The organism is Geodermatophilus dictyosporus, assembly GCF_900115505.1.
Classification (GTDB): Bacteria; Actinomycetota; Actinomycetes; order Mycobacteriales; family Geodermatophilaceae; genus Geodermatophilus; species Geodermatophilus dictyosporus.
The window spans coordinates 129,410-147,259 of the sequence record NZ_FOWQ01000012.1 but is presented as its reverse complement, the minus strand read 5'-3'; the positions used below and the strand labels follow the sequence as shown (position 1 = coordinate 147,259).

At 75.5% G+C, this 17,850-nt stretch carries 15 protein-coding genes, 1 pseudogene and 1 riboswitch; of the genes and pseudogenes, 12 read left to right on the top strand and 4 right to left on the bottom strand.

What is annotated here, in order from left to right:
• Positions 1 to 469: 469 nt before the first annotated feature.
• From BMZ33_RS22445 to BMZ33_RS22425, 5 genes are all read left to right on the top strand, one after another.
• The gene (locus BMZ33_RS22445; protein WP_091117024.1) at positions 470 to 2,284 is read left to right on the top strand and encodes a phosphoenolpyruvate carboxykinase (GTP); all 1,815 of its coding nucleotides are present in this window, start codon (positions 470 to 472) and stop codon (positions 2,282 to 2,284) included.
• A gap of 238 nt (positions 2,285 to 2,522) precedes the next feature.
• The gene (locus tag BMZ33_RS22440) at positions 2,523 to 3,716 is read left to right on the top strand and encodes an MFS transporter (RefSeq protein ID WP_169064735.1); all 1,194 of its coding nucleotides are present in this window, start codon (positions 2,523 to 2,525) and stop codon (positions 3,714 to 3,716) included.
• A complete protein-coding gene (locus BMZ33_RS24570; RefSeq protein WP_091117110.1) occupies positions 3,713 to 4,378 on the top strand; it encodes an acVLRF1 family peptidyl-tRNA hydrolase in 666 nt (221 codons plus the stop codon). The genes BMZ33_RS22440 and BMZ33_RS24570 overlap by 4 nt, the downstream gene beginning before the upstream one ends.
• A 52-nt stretch (positions 4,379 to 4,430) precedes the next feature.
• On the top strand, positions 4,431 to 6,470 hold the full coding sequence (locus tag BMZ33_RS22430) for a HelD family protein (protein ID WP_169064734.1): 2,040 nt from the start codon (positions 4,431 to 4,433) through the stop codon (positions 6,468 to 6,470).
• Between the two features lie 80 nt (positions 6,471 to 6,550).
• Entirely contained in the window at positions 6,551 to 9,061 is a 2,511-nt protein-coding gene (locus BMZ33_RS22425; protein ID WP_091117015.1) for a transglycosylase domain-containing protein, read from the top strand.
• 23 nt (positions 9,062 to 9,084) lie between these two features.
• Here BMZ33_RS22425 and BMZ33_RS23840 read toward each other — a convergent pair.
• Positions 9,085 to 9,852, bottom strand: a pseudogene (locus tag BMZ33_RS23840) (YhjD/YihY/BrkB family envelope integrity protein); the annotation flags it as partial.
• Between the two features lie 108 nt (positions 9,853 to 9,960).
• Entirely contained in the window at positions 9,961 to 10,185 is a 225-nt protein-coding gene (locus BMZ33_RS22415; protein ID WP_091117011.1) for a hypothetical protein, read from the bottom strand.
• A 186-nt stretch (positions 10,186 to 10,371) separates the two neighbouring features.
• A riboswitch (cyclic di-AMP (ydaO/yuaA leader) is annotated at positions 10,372 to 10,502 on the top strand.
• Positions 10,503 to 10,514: 12 nt separating this feature from the next.
• On the opposite strand from BMZ33_RS22415, the gene BMZ33_RS22410 reads away from it, so the two are divergent.
• The 4 genes from BMZ33_RS22410 (at position 10,515) to BMZ33_RS22395 (ending at position 14,150) form a co-directional block, all read left to right on the top strand.
• A complete protein-coding gene (locus BMZ33_RS22410) occupies positions 10,515 to 11,639 on the top strand; it encodes a C40 family peptidase (RefSeq protein WP_169064733.1) in 1,125 nt (374 codons plus the stop codon).
• 112 nt (positions 11,640 to 11,751) lie between these two features.
• Entirely contained in the window at positions 11,752 to 12,069 is a 318-nt protein-coding gene (locus BMZ33_RS22405; RefSeq protein ID WP_091117008.1) for a DUF3817 domain-containing protein, read from the top strand.
• Between the two features lie 15 nt (positions 12,070 to 12,084).
• Positions 12,085 to 13,419: a serine hydrolase domain-containing protein gene (locus BMZ33_RS22400; protein ID WP_091117005.1), complete on the top strand. Its 1,335-nt coding sequence runs from the start codon at positions 12,085 to 12,087 to the stop codon at positions 13,417 to 13,419.
• A gap of 77 nt (positions 13,420 to 13,496) precedes the next feature.
• The gene (locus BMZ33_RS22395; protein ID WP_169064732.1) at positions 13,497 to 14,150 is read left to right on the top strand and encodes a maleylpyruvate isomerase family mycothiol-dependent enzyme; all 654 of its coding nucleotides are present in this window, start codon (positions 13,497 to 13,499) and stop codon (positions 14,148 to 14,150) included.
• Between the two features lie 28 nt (positions 14,151 to 14,178).
• Here the strand turns inward: BMZ33_RS22395 and BMZ33_RS22390 are convergent, their stop codons facing one another.
• The gene (locus BMZ33_RS22390) at positions 14,179 to 14,697 is read right to left on the bottom strand and encodes a hypothetical protein (RefSeq protein ID WP_091116998.1); all 519 of its coding nucleotides are present in this window, start codon (positions 14,695 to 14,697) and stop codon (positions 14,179 to 14,181) included.
• Positions 14,698 to 14,749: 52 nt separating this feature from the next.
• Between BMZ33_RS22390 and BMZ33_RS22385 the strand changes: the two genes are divergently transcribed.
• On the top strand, positions 14,750 to 15,004 hold the full coding sequence (locus tag BMZ33_RS22385) for a DUF3253 domain-containing protein (protein WP_169064731.1): 255 nt from the start codon (positions 14,750 to 14,752) through the stop codon (positions 15,002 to 15,004).
• A 13-nt stretch (positions 15,005 to 15,017) separates the two neighbouring features.
• Here the strand turns inward: BMZ33_RS22385 and BMZ33_RS22380 are convergent, their stop codons facing one another.
• Positions 15,018 to 15,515, bottom strand: a complete 498-nt coding sequence (locus BMZ33_RS22380; protein WP_091116990.1) for an Lrp/AsnC family transcriptional regulator — start codon at positions 15,513 to 15,515, stop codon at positions 15,018 to 15,020.
• A 217-nt stretch (positions 15,516 to 15,732) separates the two neighbouring features.
• Between BMZ33_RS22380 and pdhA the strand changes: the two genes are divergently transcribed.
• The gene (pdhA, locus tag BMZ33_RS22375) at positions 15,733 to 16,875 is read left to right on the top strand and encodes a pyruvate dehydrogenase (acetyl-transferring) E1 component subunit alpha (RefSeq protein ID WP_091116987.1); all 1,143 of its coding nucleotides are present in this window, start codon (positions 15,733 to 15,735) and stop codon (positions 16,873 to 16,875) included.
• A complete protein-coding gene (locus tag BMZ33_RS22370; RefSeq protein WP_091116983.1) occupies positions 16,872 to 17,849 on the top strand; it encodes an alpha-ketoacid dehydrogenase subunit beta in 978 nt (325 codons plus the stop codon). The genes pdhA and BMZ33_RS22370 overlap by 4 nt, the downstream gene beginning before the upstream one ends.
• Position 17,850: the final 1 nt, after the last annotated feature.

Here is a 17,850-nt window from a genome sequence, read left to right as displayed (position 1 = left end):
CTGGCGGACGACCACCGCCCGGCCGCCGTCGTCGATCACCGCCACGGCCAGGGTGTCTTTGTGGCTGTCGATTCCTGCGAACATCCCTGCCTCCGCTGCGCCGTCGACCGCGGCCGGGCAGAGCGCGAGCACCTCAAGGGACCACGAGCCGCGTCCCCACGCCTCTATCGAGCGTCAGCTGCCCGGACTGGACCGCCGCCGGGAGGCACCCACTCAACGAAGCCTCAACCGGTGGGTTGGGCAGCAAGACGTCGAGCCTTCCCGACGGCGGCGCGGACCCCGTCGATGGCGGGCGAAAGCCATCCTGACCTGAGGTGGCAAGACGTCTAGGACGTAACATCTCTCACCGTTACAGGCGGGTGTCCCCGCTTGTACGCTGACCCGACCCGGACGGCCGGAGATCCACCGCCGTCCCGGACCCGGCGCCGGTGTCGTCGACACCCGGCGTGCCCCAGAGGATGGAGACGCCGTGACTTCAGTGGCCACCCCCGGTCTCGACAACGCCCCCACCACCCACGCCCGACTGCTGGCGTGGGTGCGCGAGATGGCGGAGCTGACGCAGCCGGACCAGGTGGTGTGGGTCGACGGCACCGACGAGGAGTGGGAGCGGCTGACCCAGCGGCTGGTCGACGCCGGCACCTTCACCCGCCTGGCGAAGAAGCCCAACTCGTTCTGGTGCGCGTCGGACCCCAGCGACGTCGCGCGCGTCGAGGACCGCACGTTCATCTGCTCGGTCGACGAGGCCGACGCGGGGCCCACCAACAACTGGATGGCCCCCGACGAGATGAAGGCCGTCATGACCGAGCTGTACCGCGGCTCGATGCGCGGCCGGACGATGTACGTCATCCCGTTCTGCATGGGCCCGGTCGAGGCCGAGAACCCGATGTTCGGCGTCGAGCTCACCGACTCGGAGTACGTCGTCGTCTCGATGCGCGTCATGGCCCGCATCGGCAGCCGCATCCTCGAGGCGATGGGCACCGACCGGCCGTTCGTGCCGGCGATGCACTCCCTGGGCGCCCCGCTGGCCGACGGCCAGGAGGACGTGCCGTGGCCCTGCAGCCAGACCAAGTACATCGTGCACTTCCCCGAGGAGCGGGCCATCTGGTCCTACGGCTCGGGCTACGGCGGCAACGCCCTGCTGGGCAAGAAGTGCTACTCGCTGCGGATCGCCTCGGCGATGGCCCGCGACGAGGGCTGGCTCGCCGAGCACATGCTGATCCTCAAGCTGACCAGCCCCCAGCAGAAGACGTACTACGTCGCCGGCGCCTTCCCCAGCGCCTGCGGCAAGACCAACCTGGCGATGCTCGAGCCGACCATCCCCGGGTGGAAGGTCGAGACCATCGGCGACGACATCGCCTGGATGCGGTTCGGTGAGGACGGGCGGCTCTACGCCATCAACCCGGAGTACGGGCTCTTCGGCGTCGCCCCGGGCACCGGCTGGGACACCAACCCCAACGCGATGCGCACCATCGACAACGGCAACTCCGTCTTCACCAACGTCGCCCTCACCGACGACGGCGACGTCTGGTGGGAGGGGATGACCGAGGAGCCGCCGGCGCACCTCACCAGCTGGAAGAAGCAGGACTGGACTCCGGACTCCGACGAGCCCTCCTCGCACCCGAACTCGCGGTTCTGCACCCCGATCACCCAGTGCCCGATCCTGGCGCCGGAGTACACCGACCCGAAGGGCGTGCCGATCTCGGCGATCCTCTTCGGCGGCCGCCGCAAGACCACGATCCCGCTGGTCACCGAGGCCCGGGACTGGAACCACGGCGTGTTCATGGGCGCCACGCTGTCCTCGGAGACGACGGCGGCGGCCACCGGCGCGGTCGGCGTCGTCCGCCGCGACCCGTTCGCCATGCTGCCGTTCATCGGCTACAACGCCGGTGACTACTTCGGCCACTGGGTCGAGACCGGCAAGATGCACGACTCGACCAAGCTGCCGCGGATCTTCTACGTGAACTGGTTCCGCCGCGACGAGGACGGCGGCTTCCTGTGGCCGGGCTTCGGCGAGAACAGCCGGGTGCTCAAGTGGGTCGTCGAGCGCCTCGAGGGCACCGCCGCCGCCGAGGAGACCGCGGTGGGCCACGTCCCGACGGCGGACTCGCTCGACGTCTCGGGCCTGGGCATGACCGAGGACCAGGTCCGCAAGGCGCTCGCCGTCGACAAGGACGAGTGGCGCCAGGAGATCCCGCAGATCACCGAGTGGTTCGAGAAGTTCGGGGACAAGCTGCCCAGCACCATGTGGGACGAGCTGGAGATCCTCAAGAGCCGGCTCGCCTGAGGAAGGGCCCTCCTGCCCCCCACCCCTCGCTGACGCTCGGGGCGGGGCCCTGCAGGAGGGCCGCCCGCGCGGGTCCAGGGCCCCGCACCGGACAGCGTCGTCCGGGGCGGGGCCCGCCGCCGCCCCGCACGGAACGGAGCGGTCTGACTGCTGAGCGCGCGGACGTCGGTTAGCGTGGCGCGCGAACCCGCGTCCCCTGACGACAGGTCCCGCCCCGGTGCTCAATCCCTACCTTCACGTGCTGCGCACGCCGCACGCGCTGCCCATGGTGCTCGCCGCCTTCATCGGCCGGCTGCCGCTGTCGATGGTCGGTCTGGGCTGCGTGCTGCTCGTGGCCTCCGAGACCGGGTCCTACGGCCTGGGCGGTGCCGTCGCGGCCGCCGGCGCGGTCACCACCGCGATCGCCGGGCCGCTGCTCGGCCGGTGGGCCGACACCCACGGCCAGCGCCGGACGCTGCTCCCGGTGGTCGTGGTCTTCGCCGCCGCCGGCGCGCTGTTCCTGGCCGCGGTCAAGGAGGACTGGCCGCGCTGGACCTTCTTCGTCACCGCAGGTCTCGCCGGGGCGTGCATCCCGCCGGTCGCCTCGATGATCCGGGTGCGCTGGACGCACCTGCTGCGCGGCACCACGCGGCTGCCGGCCGCGCTGGCGATGGAGTCCGTCGTCGACGAGTTCGTCTTCATCGTCGGGCCGGTGCTGGTCACCTTCCTCTCCACCACGGGGCACGCGACCTCCGGCGTGGTGACCGCCTTCGTGCTGGCCGTCGTCGGCGCCCTGCTGTTCGCGGCACAGGGCCGCACCGAGCCGCCGCCGCACGGGCACGAGGCCCGCCGGGGCCCCGCCGCGATCCGCACGCCGGGGCTGAGGGTGCTCTTCGTCGTGGGCGCCGCGGTCGGCTCGATCCTGGGCACCCTGGAGATCGCCCTGGTCGCCTTCGCCGACGAGGCCGACGCCATGGCGCTGTCCGGCGTGCTCATCGCCGGCCTGGCGCTCGGCTCCATGGCCAGCGGGATCGGCTGGGGCGCGGTGCACTGGCGGCACCCGCTGCGGCACCGGCTGCTGGTGGTGCTCGCGGTGCTGACCGTGCTGACCGTGCCGCTCTCGCTCGTCGGCAACGTCTGGGTGATGCTCCCGCTGGTCGTGGTGGCGGGCGTGGCCGTGTCGCCCTCGCTGATCAGCTCCTTCACCCTCGCCGAGCTGATCGTGCCGCGGTCGGCGGTCACCGAGGCGTTCACCTGGATCGGCACCGCCCTCGGCCTCGGCGTGGCCGTCGGCACCTCGGCCGCGGGCAAGATCGTCGACACGTACGGCGCCAACTCCGCCTTCCTGGTCGCGACGGTCTCGGCGGGCCTGGCCGCCGTCGTCGTCCTGGCGTTCCAGCGGCTGCTGCACGTGCCGGCCGAGCACGCCGCCGAGCCCGCGATGGCCCGCTGACCCGGCCCCGCCCCGCGGCCGGCGGTGGCCGCGTCCTCGGCGTCGCCCCCGAGCGCCTCGGCCGCTGGGTCGACGGCGTCGCCGCCCGGCACGGCGCGCTGCAGACCACCGTCGACGACGACGGGACGCTGCGCCTGACCTGCGCCGACGGCACCACCGTCGCCCTGCGCGCCCCCTTCGGCTGGACCCCGTCGGCCCCGCTGCTCACGGCGTTCACCGCCGCCGCCCGGCAGCCCCGCCACGTCGCCGTCCTGCTGGTGCGCCGCGGGCGCTGGGCGGTCGGCGTCTTCGCCGGCAGCGACCTCGTCGTCTCCAAGGTCGACACCCGTCTCGTGCAGGGCCGCAGCGCCGCCGGCGGCTGGTCGCAGCAGCGGTTCGCCCGCCGCCGGGCGAACCAGGCCGACGCGGTCGTCTCGGCCGCCGCCGACACCGCCGCGCGGGTGCTGCTGCCGCACGCGGCGCAGGTGGTGGCGGTCGTGACCGGCGGCGACCGGGGGATGGTCGACGGCGTGCTCGCCGACCCGCGGCTGGCCCCGCTCGCCGTACTGCGCCGGGAGCCGGCCCTGGAGGTCGGCGAGCCCACCAAGGAGGCCCTGCTGGCCACCCCGGCGCAGTTCCGGGCGGTGCAGGTGCACGTCGTGGAGCCCGGCGACCGCCCCTAGCGTGCGGAAGTCGGAGGACGGCAGCCGGCGGACGGCGTAACGTCCACCGACCGTGTCCGCGACACCGACCGACACGACCACCTCCGCCACCCCGACCGATCCCGTCCTCGCCGCCGAGCGCGCCCACCTGGCCCTCGCCGGGGACTGCCTGACCGGGATGCGCGCCGCCGCCTCCGCCGTCGCCGACGCCGGGGTCGACGCGTGGGCCTCCGAGCGCCTCGGCGCCGCCCGCGCCGAGCGGCTGCGCTCGCTGGCCGCCGATCCCGGCGTCCCGCCGTTCTTCGGCCGGACCGACACCGCGGACGAGACCTTCCACATCGGCCGCCGGCACGTCCGCGACGCCACGGGCCGGCCCGTGGTCATCGACTGGCGCGCGCCCATGAGCCGGCCCTTCTACCGGGCCAGCGCCGCCGACCCGCAGGGCCTGGTCCGCCGCCGGCGGTTCGGCTTCTCCGGCGGCGAGCTGACCGGCTACGAGGACGAGCTGCTCGGTGCCGGCGACGAGGGCGACGGTGCCCTGCTGAGGCAGGAGATCGAGCGCCCGCGCAGTGGCCCGATGCGCGACATCGTGGCCACCATCGCGCCCGAGCAGGACGAGATCGTGCGCGCGCCGCTGGCCGAGTCGGTCTGCGTGCAGGGCGCCCCGGGCACCGGCAAGACCGCCGTCGGCCTGCACCGCGCGGCCTACCTGCTGTACACGCACGGCGGCCAGCTGGCCCGCACCGGCGTGCTCGTCGTCGGGCCCAACCGGGCGTTCCTGCGCTACATCGAGCAGGTGCTGCCCACCCTCGGCGAGGTCGACGTCGAGCAGACGACGGTCGCCGGGCTCACCGGCCGGGTGCCGGTGCGGGCGCAGGACCGCCCGGAGGTCGCCGCGCTCAAGGGCGACGCCCGCATGGCCCAGGTGCTCGAGCGCGCGCTGTGGGGCGCCATCGCCAAGCCGGCCGACGACGTCCTGGTCCCGCTGGCCGGCCGCCGCTACCGGGTGCCGGTGGAGCGGCTCAAGCGCCACGTCGACGACCTGCGCCGCCGCGGCCGGGTGGCCGACGACCAGCAGCGCCTGCACCACGCCGCCGGGCGGGAGCGGCTCGCGCTGCTGCTGGCCGAGGACGCGCGCCGGCAGAAGGAGGAGGCCGGCGGCAGCCCGACCGACGCCGAGACCCGCCGGGCCGCGCGCAGCCCCGAGGTGCGCGCGTTCTGCGACGCCGTCTGGCCGGCCCGGGACCCCGCCGGGCTGGTCGCGGACCTGCTCACCGACCCCGCCGTCCTCGCCCGCGCCGCGCGCGGGGTGCTCACCGACGACGAGCAGGCACTGCTGCTGCGGCCGGCCACCCGCTCGGTGCGCACCGCGCCGTGGACCGAGGCCGACGCCGTCCTCGTCGACGAGGCAGCCGGGCTGGTCGAGCGCACCGCCGGCTACGGCCACGTCGTCGTCGACGAGGCGCAGGACCTCTCGCCCATGCAGTGCCGGGCGGTGGCCCGCCGGCTGGCCGCCGGGTCGCTCACCGTGCTCGGCGACCTGGCGCAGGCCACCAGTCCGTGGTCGCCGTCGGAGTGGGCGCCCACGCTGGCCGGGCTGGGCCGCCCGGACACGGCGGTCCGGCCGCTGACCCGCGGCTACCGGGTGCCCGCCGAGGTGCTCGACTACGCCAACCGGCTGCTGCCGGCCATCGCGCCCGGCCTGCCCGCGGCCACCGCCGTGCGCCGCGAGCCCGGGGCGCTGGAGGTGCGGCCGGTCGCCGACCTCGCCGGCCCGCTGGCCGACGTCGTCACCGCGCTGGCCGCCGGGCCCGGGTCGGTGGGGGTCGTCTGCGCCGACGCCGCGGTGCCCGGGGTGGCGCGGGCGCTGCAGGACGCCGGGCTGCCCGCCGGGGTGCTGGCCGACGACGGCACCGCCGCCGAGCGGGTCGCCGTCGTCCCCGCGACGCTGGCCAAGGGCCTCGAGTTCGACGCGGTCGTGGTCGCCGACCCGGCCGCGATCGCCGCCGCCGAGCCGCGGGGCCTCAACCGCCTCTACGTGGTGCTCACCCGGGCGGTGAGCACCCTCGTCGTCCTGCACCGCGACGACCTGCCGGCGCTGCTGACGGCGTGAGCGGTGTCACCCGTACGGCGCGGGTGGTTGTGGTCGCCGACGATCTCCGTTTGCATGGGCGCGGCCGAGAAGGGGGGCCCATGGACCGGCAGCAGAGCCGGGGCTTCGCGCTGCTGCGCCTGGTCGCGACGATCGTGGTCGCCGGGGCGCTGGTGGCGGGCGTGCTCCTCCCCTGGGTCGGCGTCCCCGCGGTGGCCGCCCAGCAGTCCACCGGCCTGCTCGGCGACCTGCCCACCGAGTTCACCGTCGACCCGCCGCCGGGCAACACCGTGCTGCTGGCGGCCAACGGCGAGCCGATCACCTACTTCTACGACGAGAACCGCGACCCGGTGGAGCCCGGCGAGATCGCCGAGGTCATGAAGCAGGCGATGGTCGCCATCGAGGACGCCCGGTTCCGGTCGCACCGCGGCCTCGACGTGCAGGGCACGCTGCGCGCGTTGGCCACCAACCTCGCCGCGGGCGGCGTGCAGGAGGGCGGTTCGACGCTGACCCAGCAGCTGGTCAAGCAGACGCTGCTGCAGACCGCCGACACCCCGGAGGAGCGGCAGGCCGCCACCGAGCAGACGCTGGGCCGCAAGCTGCGCGAGGCCCGCCTGGCGCTGGCCCTCGAGGACGTCTACGGCAAGGACGAGATCCTCACCCGCTACCTCAACATCGTCTACTTCGGCTCCAACGCCTACGGCGTGCAGCCCGCCGCCCGCGCCTTCTTCGGCGTCGACGCCGCCGCGCTCAGCCTGCCGCAGGCCGCGCTGCTGGCCGGGCTCGTGCAGAGCCCCACCTCCGACGACCCGTTCACCGCGCCCGACGCGGCCCTGGCGCGGCGCAACGAGGTGCTGTCCCGGATGGCCGAGCAGGGGTACGTGAGCGCCGACGAGGCCGCCGCGGCGCAGGCCGAGCCGCTGGGTCTGGCGCCGGGCCCCGAACCGCCGCGCGGCTGCGTGCAGGCCACCGTCGGCCCCTACGTGTGCGACTTCGTGCAGCGCCACCTCACCCAGGAGCTCGGGCTCACCCAGGACCAGCTCGACAACGGCGGCTACGTCGTCCAGACGACGCTCGACCCCGAGCTGCAGCGCTCCGGCGACGCGGCGGTGCTGCAGACGCTGGCCGTCGACGACTCGCTGGCCGGCATGTTCACCGCGGTGGAGCCCGGCACCGGCCACCTGCTGGCGATGAGCGTCAACCGGGTCTTCGGCTACGACCGCTCCGACCTCCGGCAGGAGTCGTTCAACCTCAACACCTGGCCCAGCCAGGGCTCGGGCTCGACCTACAAGGTGTTCGTCGCCGCGGCGGCGCTGGCCCGCGGCTACTCCTCCCACTACACGCTCACCGCGCCCGAGCCCTACGTGTCGCGGGTGTACTCCGGTCCCTGCCAGGGCCGCGACACCGACGGCCGGTACTGCGTGCGCAACGCCGGGTCGGGCTACCGGCCGACGCTGGACCTGACGACGGCGCTCTACCAGTCGTCCAACACCTACTTCCTCGCGCTGGAGGACGCCCTCGGCAGCGTGGAGGAGCCGGTGCGGATGGCCGAGGCGATGGGGCTGTTCCAGTTCAGCCCGCCCGGGCTGGCGCAGCAGATCATCGACGAGAACCGCGGCTCGTTCACCTTCGGCGCGGAGGCCACCAGCCCGCTGGCGCTGGCCAGCGCCTACTCGACGTTCGCCGCCAGCGGCACGCAGTGCGACGTCGTCCCGGTGACGGCCGTGCTCGACCAGCACGGCCGGCCCGCGCTCGGTGCCGACGGCGAGCCGTTGCCCGTCGGCGACCGGTGCACGCCCGAGGCCATCCCGCCCGGTGTCGCCGACACCATGAACCAGATGCTGCGCCGCGACGTCGAGCCGGGTAACCCGGGCCAGACGGGGGCGCGGGCCTACGTGCGCGGGCACCAGATCGCGGGCAAGACCGGCACCTCGCAGGACAACTACTCGGTGGCCTTCGTCGGCTACACCCCCGAGATCACCGCCAGCGTCATGGTGCTCAACCCCAAGGAGAACGAGGACGTCGGCGGGTTCGGCGGCGGCAAGGGCGCCACGATCTGGCGCGACGCGATGGCGCCGATCCTGGAGGCCCGCGGGAGCGGGGAGTTCCCGCCGGCCGACGAGACGGTGCTGAACGGCAACACCCGCCCGGTGCCCGGCTGCTCGGGCGTGCGCAGCTGCACCGCCGCGCTCACCGACGCCGGGTTCGCCCCGCGGACGGCCCGGGTCGACAGCGACGAGCCGGCGGGCACGCTGCTGGGCACCAGCCCGCCGCGCGGCAGCCGCGCGGTGCCCGGCCAGGAGGTCCTCGTCCTGGTGAGCAACGGCAGCGACTACGTGGAGCCGGCTCCGGAGCCCGAGCCGGAGCCCGCGCCGGGACCCGAGCCGGAGCCGCCCGCCCCCGCGCCGGCGCCACCCACCGGGCCGCCGGCGCCCGAGCCCCAGCCGGCCCCCGAACCGGCGCCGGAACCGGCACCCGAGCCGGCACCCGAGCCCGGGCCGGCCCCGGGAGGCCCGCCGGCGCCCGAGCCCCCCACGGCACCCGGCGCGCCCGCGCCCGCCCCGGGCGGGCCCCCGGCGTTCCCGCCCGGCGGGCCCGGCGCCCCTGCCTGAGGGCGGGTCAGCCGTTCGTCGAGGGCCTGGGTGAGCAGCCACCCGCCGAGCAGCACCAGGTGCAGCAGGAACATCCACAGGGCGATGGCGACCACCGCGCCGACGGCCACCAGGCCGCCGAAGGGCGCCCCCAGGTCCAGCGGCAGGGACAGGAACAGCACGAAACCCTGCAGGAAGCCCGACAGGCAGGCCGCGGTGAACAGCGCCCCGGTGACCAGCGCACCGCGGCGGTGCCGGCCCCCGGCCACGACGCCGAACCCCCACAGCAGCGGCACGGTGAGCACGAACAGCACCGAGTAGTACCCGACGGCGAACCGGGCGAGCGCCGCGGCCGGGCCCTCCTCCCGCAGGGTGTCGGCCATCACCGAGGCGGCCAGCAGCAGGGGGTAGAGCAGCGCGGGGGTGAACAGGACCAGGGGCAGCGCGAGCAGCCGCCCGCGCCAGGCCGTGAGGGTCTCCTGCCGCTGGCTGAACCGCAGCAGCGCCCGGCGCAGGCCCTCGCCGTAGAGCGACATCGGCAGCAGCGCCAGCAGGAACCCCAGCAGGTCCACCCGCACCCCGGCGGCCACCAGCCGCTCGACCGCCTCCGGCGCCCCCAGCTGGGCCGGCAGGAGCTCGGTGAGCCGCCCCGTCAGCGCGCGCACCTCCTCCGGGGAGGTGACCAGCGCGGTCAGCCGGACGGCGACGAGCAGCAGCGGCACCACCGCGATCCCGGCGTAGAAGGTCAGGCCCGCGGCGATCAGCGCCAGGTCGCGACCGCGGAGCTGGCGCCGGGTGCTGCCCAGCAGCACCCGCGCCTCGGCCCCGAGCCGGGCCGCCGTCCACGTCCGCCCACGGCTCACCGGCTCACGCCACCCCTCCGGGAGGTCCCGTGCCCGCCGTCGGTCCGGCCGTGGTGCTCAGCCGCCGGGGTTCGCGTCGTCGGTCGTCGGCGCGTCGTTGCCCGGGTTCTCGCCGGTCTCCTGGCAGCTGGCGTCGTTCTCGTTGCTGGCGTTCCCCCCTGCCGAGTCGCAGTTCGTCGGCCCCCGGGAGAAGTCGGTGTTGTCGCCGCAGGCGACCACGGACCCGAGCAGGGCGAGCACGACGAGCGGCCGGGCGAGGCGCATCCGGGTGGAGGAGGACATGCCCGGACTCCTGCTCGGCCCGGACCCGTCCCAAACAGGGCCACGCCAGCGGGCTGTGCCGACCGTGACCGGGGTCGCCGCCGGCGGATCACCGGAGGGGGATTGTCACGCCGGGGTCTCGGCCTTACTCTCTGTGTGTCCAACGGGGCGCTCCGTCACCGACCTGGGTGACACCCCGTGGACGCCGTCGAGCCGGTGCCCCCTACGGGTCACCGGGCCGGGGACCCATCGCAGTCCTGGGGTGTAGCGCGCGTGCGCGCCGGGCGACTCCACGCCCGAACCCGTCAGCTAACCCGGTAGGCGGCCTGGGAGAAGGAGAGTCGCCGACCGTGGCGTTCCCCCGCACGACCCCCTCCGGCCTGCCCGCGACCGGCCGGTCGCGCCGCCGCGCCGTCCTCGCCCTCGCCGGCGTCCTCGGCCTGGGCCTGGGGCTGGCCGCCACGCCGGCCGCCGCCGAGGAGCCGGTCAGCGCGGCCGCGGCCGCCGAGCTGGTCGCCGCCCGCGGGCACGAGCTCGAGGTCGTCACCGAGCGCTTCAACGAGGCGCGCGAGGCGCTGGCCGCCCAGCAGGCCGCCGCCGAGGCCGCCGCCGCGACCCAGGCCCAGGCCCAGGCCGCCGTCGACACCGCGCGCCGGCAGGTCGTCGGCATCGCCCGCTCGGCCTACACCGGCGACAGCATGGGCTCGCTGCAGGCGCTCATGACCAGTGCCGACGCCGACGAGTTCGTCAACCGGGTCACCCTGCTGCAGGGCGTCGCCGGCTACCAGAACGAGCTGCTCGGCCAGGCCGTCGTCGCCACCGACTCCGCCACGGCCGCGCAGACGCAGGCCGCCGAGGCCGCCGCCGAGGCGCAGCGCCTCTACGACGACGTCGCCGCCCAGCAGGCCGACCTCGAGGGCCAGATCGCCGAGTACCAGGCCGACTTCGCCCGGCTGAGCGCCGAGGAGCGGCGTGCCGCCCTCGAGGCCGCCGCGGCCGCGCACGCCGCCGAGGGCGCCCGCGCCAGCCGTGACGAGGAGCGCAGCGCCCCCGCCGACAGCAGCGCGCCGTCGTCGTCCCCGGCCGCCGCCGAGCCCACCGCCGCCGTCCCGGCGGGCGACAGCGGTGCCGCCTCGACCATCGTGGCCACCGCCATGGCCCAGCGCGGCAAGCCCTACGTCTGGGCCGCCGGCGGTCCCGGCTCCTTCGACTGCTCGGGTCTCACCCAGTACGCCTACCGCGCGGCCGGCATCAGCCTCCCGCACTCCAGCAGCATGCAGTCGAAGATGGGCACCGCGGTCTCCCGCTCCCAGCTCCAGCCCGGTGACCTGGTGTTCTTCTACAGCCCGGTCAGCCACGTGGGCATCTACATCGGCAACGGCCAGATGGTGCACGCACCGACGTCGGGGGACGTGGTCAAGGTCGCCACCGTCGACTCGATGGGCGGCTACGTCGGCGCCCGCCGCCTGGTCTGACCGGCGGGGTCGCCGGCCCCTGCTGCGCAGGTCACACCGCGCGACGGGATCCCCGCGACCGGCCCGGCGTTGGACGGGGGAGAGCCGCTCGACCCCGGAGGACCCGCTCCCGATGAACCCGCGCACCGTCGTCCTCGCCTTCCGCGCCGTCGCCGTCGCCGAGGCCCTGTCCTGGGTCGGCCTGCTGGCGGGGATGTACGTCAAGTACGTGCCGCAGACCTCGGAGGCGGGCGTGCAGTTCTTCGGGCCGGTGCACGGGGCGGTGTTCGTCGCCTACGTCCTCGTCGCGCTGGTGACCGCCCGGGTGCTCGGCTGGTCCCGGTGGACGACGCTGCTCGCGCTCGCCGCCTCGATCCCGCCGCTGGCCACGGTGGTGTTCGAGCGCTGGGCCGGGCGGACCGGCCGGCTGCGGGCGCCTGCGCGCGCCTGACCTACCGTTCCGGGCATGGCCGAGCCCGTGCTGCCCGCGACCGCCCGCACCCTGCTCGCGCGCACCGCCCGCGTGCAGCGCGACGGCCGCGCGCCCGGTCTGGTGGCCGGGGTGGTCCGCGACGGCGGGCTGGTCTGGTCGGCCGGCCGCGGCGACGTGGCCGAGCCGCACGCCGACGTCCAGTACCGGCTCGGGTCGATCAGCAAGACCGTCACCGCGGTCGCGGTCATGCGGCTGCGCGACGAGGGCCGGCTCGGGCTCGACGACCCGCTGGACCGGCACGTGCCCGGCACGCCGTTCGGGGACCGCAGCATCGGCCAGCTGCTCTCCCACCTGGCCGGCGCGGCCGCGGAGAGCCCCGGCGGCTGGTGGGAGCGCGTGCCGGGCGGCTCGCTGGCCGACCTGGGGCTGACCGGTGAGCACGTCGTCCTCGGGGAGGCGCGGCGGTTCCACTACTCCAACCTCGGCTTCGGCCTGCTCGGCGAGCTGGTGTCCCGGCTGCGCGGCCGGTCGTGGGCGGACGCCGTCACCGCCGAGGTGCTCGCGCCGCTGGGCATGGCACGGACGACGCCCCGCCCGTCCGGCCGCGCCGCGCAGGGGTACGCGGTGCACCCGTGGGCCGACGTCGTGCTGCCCGAGCCCGAGCACGACGCCGGCGTGATGGCCGCCGCCGGGCAGCTGTGGGCGACGCTCGCCGACCTCGCCCGCTTCGCGGTGTTCCTGCTCGGCGACACCGGTGACGTGCTGTCCCCGGCGACGCTCGAGGAGATGGCGGTGCCCGCGGGCGTCGACCCGTCCTCGCCCGCGTGGTCGGCCTACGGCCTCGGCCTGCAGGTGCTGCGGGTCGACGGGCGCACGCTGACCGGCCACGGCGGCTCGATGCCCGGTTTCCTCGCCGGGGTGTTCGTCGACCGCGAGGAGGGCACCGGCGGCGTCTCGCTGGCCAACACGACCAGCGGCCTGGACGTGCTCGTCCCGGGCCTGCTCGCCGACCTGCGGGCCGCCGAGCCACGCGTGGTCGAGGCGTGGCGGCCCTCGCCGTCACCGGTGCCGCCGGCGCAACTGGGGGTCTGGTACTGGGGGCCGGCGCCGGTCGCGCTGCGCGCGCTGCCCGGCGGGCTGCTGCACCTGGGGCCCCTGCCCGGGCGGCCGGGGCGGGCCAGCCGCTTCTGCCGGCGCGGCGACGGAACCTGGGTGGGCCTGGACGGCTACTACGCGGGCGAGCCCCTGCGGATCGCCGCCGACCACCTCGACGTGGGCACCTTCGTCTTCACCCGCACGCCCTACGACCCCGACGCCCCCGTCCCGGGGGGCGTCGACGAGGCCGGCTGGGGTCTCCCGCCCGCCTGACCAGGAGTGGGCACCGATGACTCCGGCGCCCGGCCCGGGTCTCCTCCTCCGGACCGACGAGCACCCCTGGAGGACACGTGGCACAGCGCACCATGGAGCCGGAGCAGGTCCAGGCCGCCGTACGGGCCGAGCGGCTGGCCGTGGCCGGCCTCGCGGAGGGGCTGGACGACGCCGGCTGGTCGGTGCGGTCGCTGTGCCCGGCGTGGACGGTCCGCGACGTCGTCGCCCACCTCACGGTGACCACCCGCGCCACCCTCCCGTCCGTCGTCCGTGACGCGATCCGGGCGCGGGGCAGCTTCGACCGGATGACGGTGGACGTGGCGCACCGCCGGTCCGCGGCGTTCGCCCCCGCCGAGCTGGTGCGGCAGCTGCGCGAGAGCGCGGAGTCCGCACGCCGGATGCCGCTCAGCGGCCCGATGGACCCGCTCATGGACGTCGTCGTGCACGCCCAGGACGTCGCCCGCCCGCTCGGCCGGCGGCACGAGACGCCGCCCGACGTCGCCGTGCGGGTGCTGGAGCACCTCGCGGGGAACCGGCTCATGGGCGGACCGCGACGGGTGGCGGGGCTGCAGCTCGTGGCGACCGACGCCGACTGGTCCGCGGGGGAGGGGCCCCGGGTCCGAGGCCCGCTGTCGGACCTGCTCCTGGCCGTGTCCGGCCGGCCCGCGGGACTGGAGCACCTGACGGGACCGGGCGTCGACCGCCTGGCGGGGCGGCTCACCGCCGCCTGAGCGGGCGCCGCCGCGGAGGTGCCCGGGGTCAGAGGCGGTCGAAGGCGTCCATCGTGGTCTTGACGACGGCGCCGTAGGCCAGGTGCGGCACGACGTCGCTGGCCCAGTCGGTGGCCGACCAGGTGCGCGGGTCGGTGATCCCGAGCGCGGTCATCGGGCCGTTGGAGGCCACCAGCACCCCGAGCGTGGTGAGCAGCGTGCCCACCAGCGGCTGCGACCGGAAGCCGGAGGCGCGGGCCAGCCCGATCAGCACCCCGACCCCGATGCCGGCGACCAGGCCGGTGATCGGCCCGAGGCCCTGCACCCGGTTCTGCCGGTGCTCCTCGTCGCCGGGGATGGGGACGTGGGCCTTCTGCGCCAGCGCCGCCACCGTCTGCTCCGGCGTCGAGCTGGTGCCGCGGCCGCGCACGACCATGTCGAGGTAGGTGACGGCGTTGAGCGCCGTGGTCCCGGCCGCCCCGGCCGCGGCTCCGCGCAGTGCCCAGCCGGTCCTGCTGATGCCTCGCCGCCCCTTGCCGAACGTCCCCACCGCGGTGCGCTTCGCCATGTCGGCGGTCTACCCGGGCGCGCGACCAGTGGAAACGGCGCACTCTGGGGGAGTGGAGGACGCCGGCCCCGCCCTGGAGCGCGCGATCGCCGCGCTGCTCGACGTCCGGGCACCGGGCGCGACGATCTGCCCGTCGGAGGCGGCCCGCGCGGTCGACCCGGAGGGCTGGCGCGCGCTCATGCCGGAGGCCCGCGCCGCGGCCGGCCGGCTGGCCGCGGCCGGCGCGGTCGAGGTCACCCAGCGCGGCGCGGTCGTCGACGTGGCCACCGCGCGCGGCCCGGTCCGGGTGCGCCGGGCCGGGTCCTGACCGGGAGGTCGCGCTACTCGGCGGCCCGGTCCCCGCCGGCCGCGCGCTCGAGCAGCGGGCCCATGCGGTGGTCGACGTAGCGGCGCAGCGCCAGCGCGGTGTCGGTCCGCTGGACGCCGGGCAGCGCGAGCACCTGCTCGGTCAGCCGCCACAGGTCGTCGGCGTCGACGGCGACGACCCGCACCAGCAGGTCGGCCGCCCCCGACAGCGCGGTCACCTCGAGCACCTCGGGGAGCGCGGCGAGCGCGGCGGCGACCTCCTCCAGGCCGCGCTGCACCACCTGCACGGTCACGTACGCCGAGAGCCGGTAGCCCAGCGCCTCGGGGCGCACCCGCGACTCGAACGGCGCCAGCACGCCGCCGGCCTCCAGCCGCGCCAGCCGGGCCTGCACGGTGTTGCGGGCCAGTCCCAGCTGCTGCGACAGCGCCATCACGGTGGCGCGGGGGTCGGCGCCGAGGGCCTGCAGCAGGCGCGCGTCGGTGGCGTCCAGGCGGTCCGGAGGCGCGGGCACGGCGTCAGTCTGACACCCCGGCGCAACCCCTCGACCCCATCCTGCTCAACTCGTGCGCGGGGGCTTGCGCACCTCGACCGGGTGGTGGTGTGCTCGCTCACACGCGGGCCGTGCCACGATGTGTGAGTGGTGCCACACCCCGGCACCGCAGGACGTCCCACCCCGCGAGCCCGACCGGTGACCCCGGCGGCCCGCGGACGACGGCGAGGAGGAGCACGTGAGCGTGTCCAGCGCGACCACCGAGGTGGTCGACCCCGTACCGGGGGCGGCAGCGCCCCACCTCCCCGAGCAGCCCGACCTCGTGCAGCTGCTGACGCCGGAGGGCGAGCGGGTCGAGCACCCCGACTACGCGATCGACGTCTCGGCCGAGGAGCTGCGCGACCTCTACCGGGACCTGGTGCTCGTGCGCCGGTGGGACGTCGAGGCGACCGCGCTGCAGCGCCAGGGCGAGCTGGGCATCTGGGCCTCGCTGCTGGGCCAAGAGGCCGCCCAGATCGGCGCCGGCCGCGCGCTGCAGGACGGCGACGTCGCCTTCCCCACGTACCGCGAGCACGGCGTGGCCTGGACCCGCGGCGTCGACCCGCTGCACGTCATCAGCCTGTTCCGCGGCGTCGACAACGGCGGCTGGGACCCGGTCGCGACGGCCTTCAACCTCTACACCGTCGTCATCGGCGCCCAGTGCCTGCACGCCACCGGCTACGCCATGGGCCTGCAGCGCGACGGCGCCGAGAGCGCCACGCTGGCCTTCCTCGGTGACGGCGCCACCAGCCAGGGCGAGGTCAACGAGGCGATGATCTGGGCGGCCAGCTTCTCCGCCCCGGTCGTCTTCTTCTGCCAGAACAACCAGTACGCGATCAGCGTGCCGCTCGAGCGCCAGACCCGGGTGCCGCTCTACCAGCGGGCGGCCGGCTTCGGCTTCCCCGGCGTCCGCGTCGACGGCAACGACGTGCTCGCCGTCCTGGCCGTCACCCGCGCGGCGCTCGCCGCCGCCCGGGAGGGCCAGGGGCCGACCTTCGTCGAGGCCTTCACCTACCGGATGGGCGCCCACACGACCTCCGACGACCCCACCCGCTACCGGCTGGCCAGCGAGCTGGAGGAGTGGAAGCTGCGGGACCCGATCGCCCGGGTCAAGGCCTACCTGTCGCGCAGCGGCGTCGCCGACGCCGCCTTCTTCGACTCGGTCGAGGCCGAGGCCGACGAGCTGGCGAAGCGGATCCGCACGGGCACCGTGGAGATGCCCGACCCGCCGGGCACGGCGATGTTCGACCAGGTCTACGCCGAGCAGACGCCGACCCTGGCCGCGCAGCAGGCGGAGTTCGAGGCCTACCAGGCCTCCTTCGAGGGGAGCGAGCACCGGTGACCGAGACGCTGACCATCGGCAAGGCCCTCAACCTGGGCCTGCGCCGCGCCATGGAGGACGACGCGAAGGTCGTGCTCATGGGCGAGGACATCGGCCGGCTCGGCGGGGTCTTCCGGATCACCGACGGCCTGCAGAAGGACTTCGGGGAGGACCGCGTCGTCGACACCCCGCTGGCCGAGGCCGGCATCCTCGGCACCGCCGTCGGCCTGGCCATGCGCGGCTACCGGCCGGTGTGCGAGATCCAGTTCGACGGGTTCGTCTTCCCCGCCTACAACCAGATCGTCACCCAGGTGGCCAAGATCCACGCCCGCTCGCGGGGCAAGCTGCCGATGCCGATCGTCATCCGCATCCCCTTCGGGGGCGGCATCGGCGCGGTCGAGCACCACAGCGAGAGCCCCGAGGCCTACTTCGCGCACACGCCGGGCCTGAAGGTGGTCGCGGTCAGCAACCCGGTGGACGCCTACTGGGGCATCCAGCAGGCCGTCGCCCACCCCGACCCGATCGTCTTCCTCGAGCCCAAGCGGCGGTACTGGGAGAAGGCCGAGGTCGACACCGGCGCCACCCCCGGCCCGCTGTTCGCCTCGCGGGTGGTCCGCGGCGGCGACGACGTCACGGTGCTCGCCTACGGCCCGATGGTGAAGACGGCGCTGCAGGCCGCCGAGGCCGCCGCGGAGGAGGGCCGCTCGGTGGAGGTGGTCGACCTGCGCACGATCAGCCCGCTCGACCTCGACCCGGTGTTCGACTCGGTGCGGCGCACCGGGCGCTGCGTCGTCGTCCACGAGGCGCCGGTGACCCTGGGCCTGGGCGCGGAGATCGCCGCCCGGGTGACCGAGACGTGCTTCCACTCCCTGGAGGCCCCGGTGCTGCGGGTGGGCGGTTACGACACGCCCTACCCGCCGTCGAAGCTCGAGGAGGAGTACCTCCCCGACCTCGACCGGGTGCTCGACGCCGTCGACCGTGCGATGGAGTTCTGAG

Bases quoted from the DNA above. Each gene is read 5' to 3' on its own strand.
- BMZ33_RS22425 (WP_091117015.1), top strand. From the start codon at position 6,551: ATGGACCGGCAGCAGAGCCGGGGCTTCGCGCTGCTGCGCCTGGTCGCG.
- BMZ33_RS22415 (WP_091117011.1), bottom strand. From the start codon at position 10,185: ATGTCCTCCTCCACCCGGATGCGCCTCGCCCGGCCGCTCGTCGTGCTC.
- BMZ33_RS22405 (WP_091117008.1), top strand. From the start codon at position 11,752: ATGAACCCGCGCACCGTCGTCCTCGCCTTCCGCGCCGTCGCCGTCGCC.
- BMZ33_RS22400 (WP_091117005.1), top strand. From the start codon at position 12,085: ATGGCCGAGCCCGTGCTGCCCGCGACCGCCCGCACCCTGCTCGCGCGC.
- BMZ33_RS22390 (WP_091116998.1), bottom strand. From the start codon at position 14,697: ATGGCGAAGCGCACCGCGGTGGGGACGTTCGGCAAGGGGCGGCGAGGC.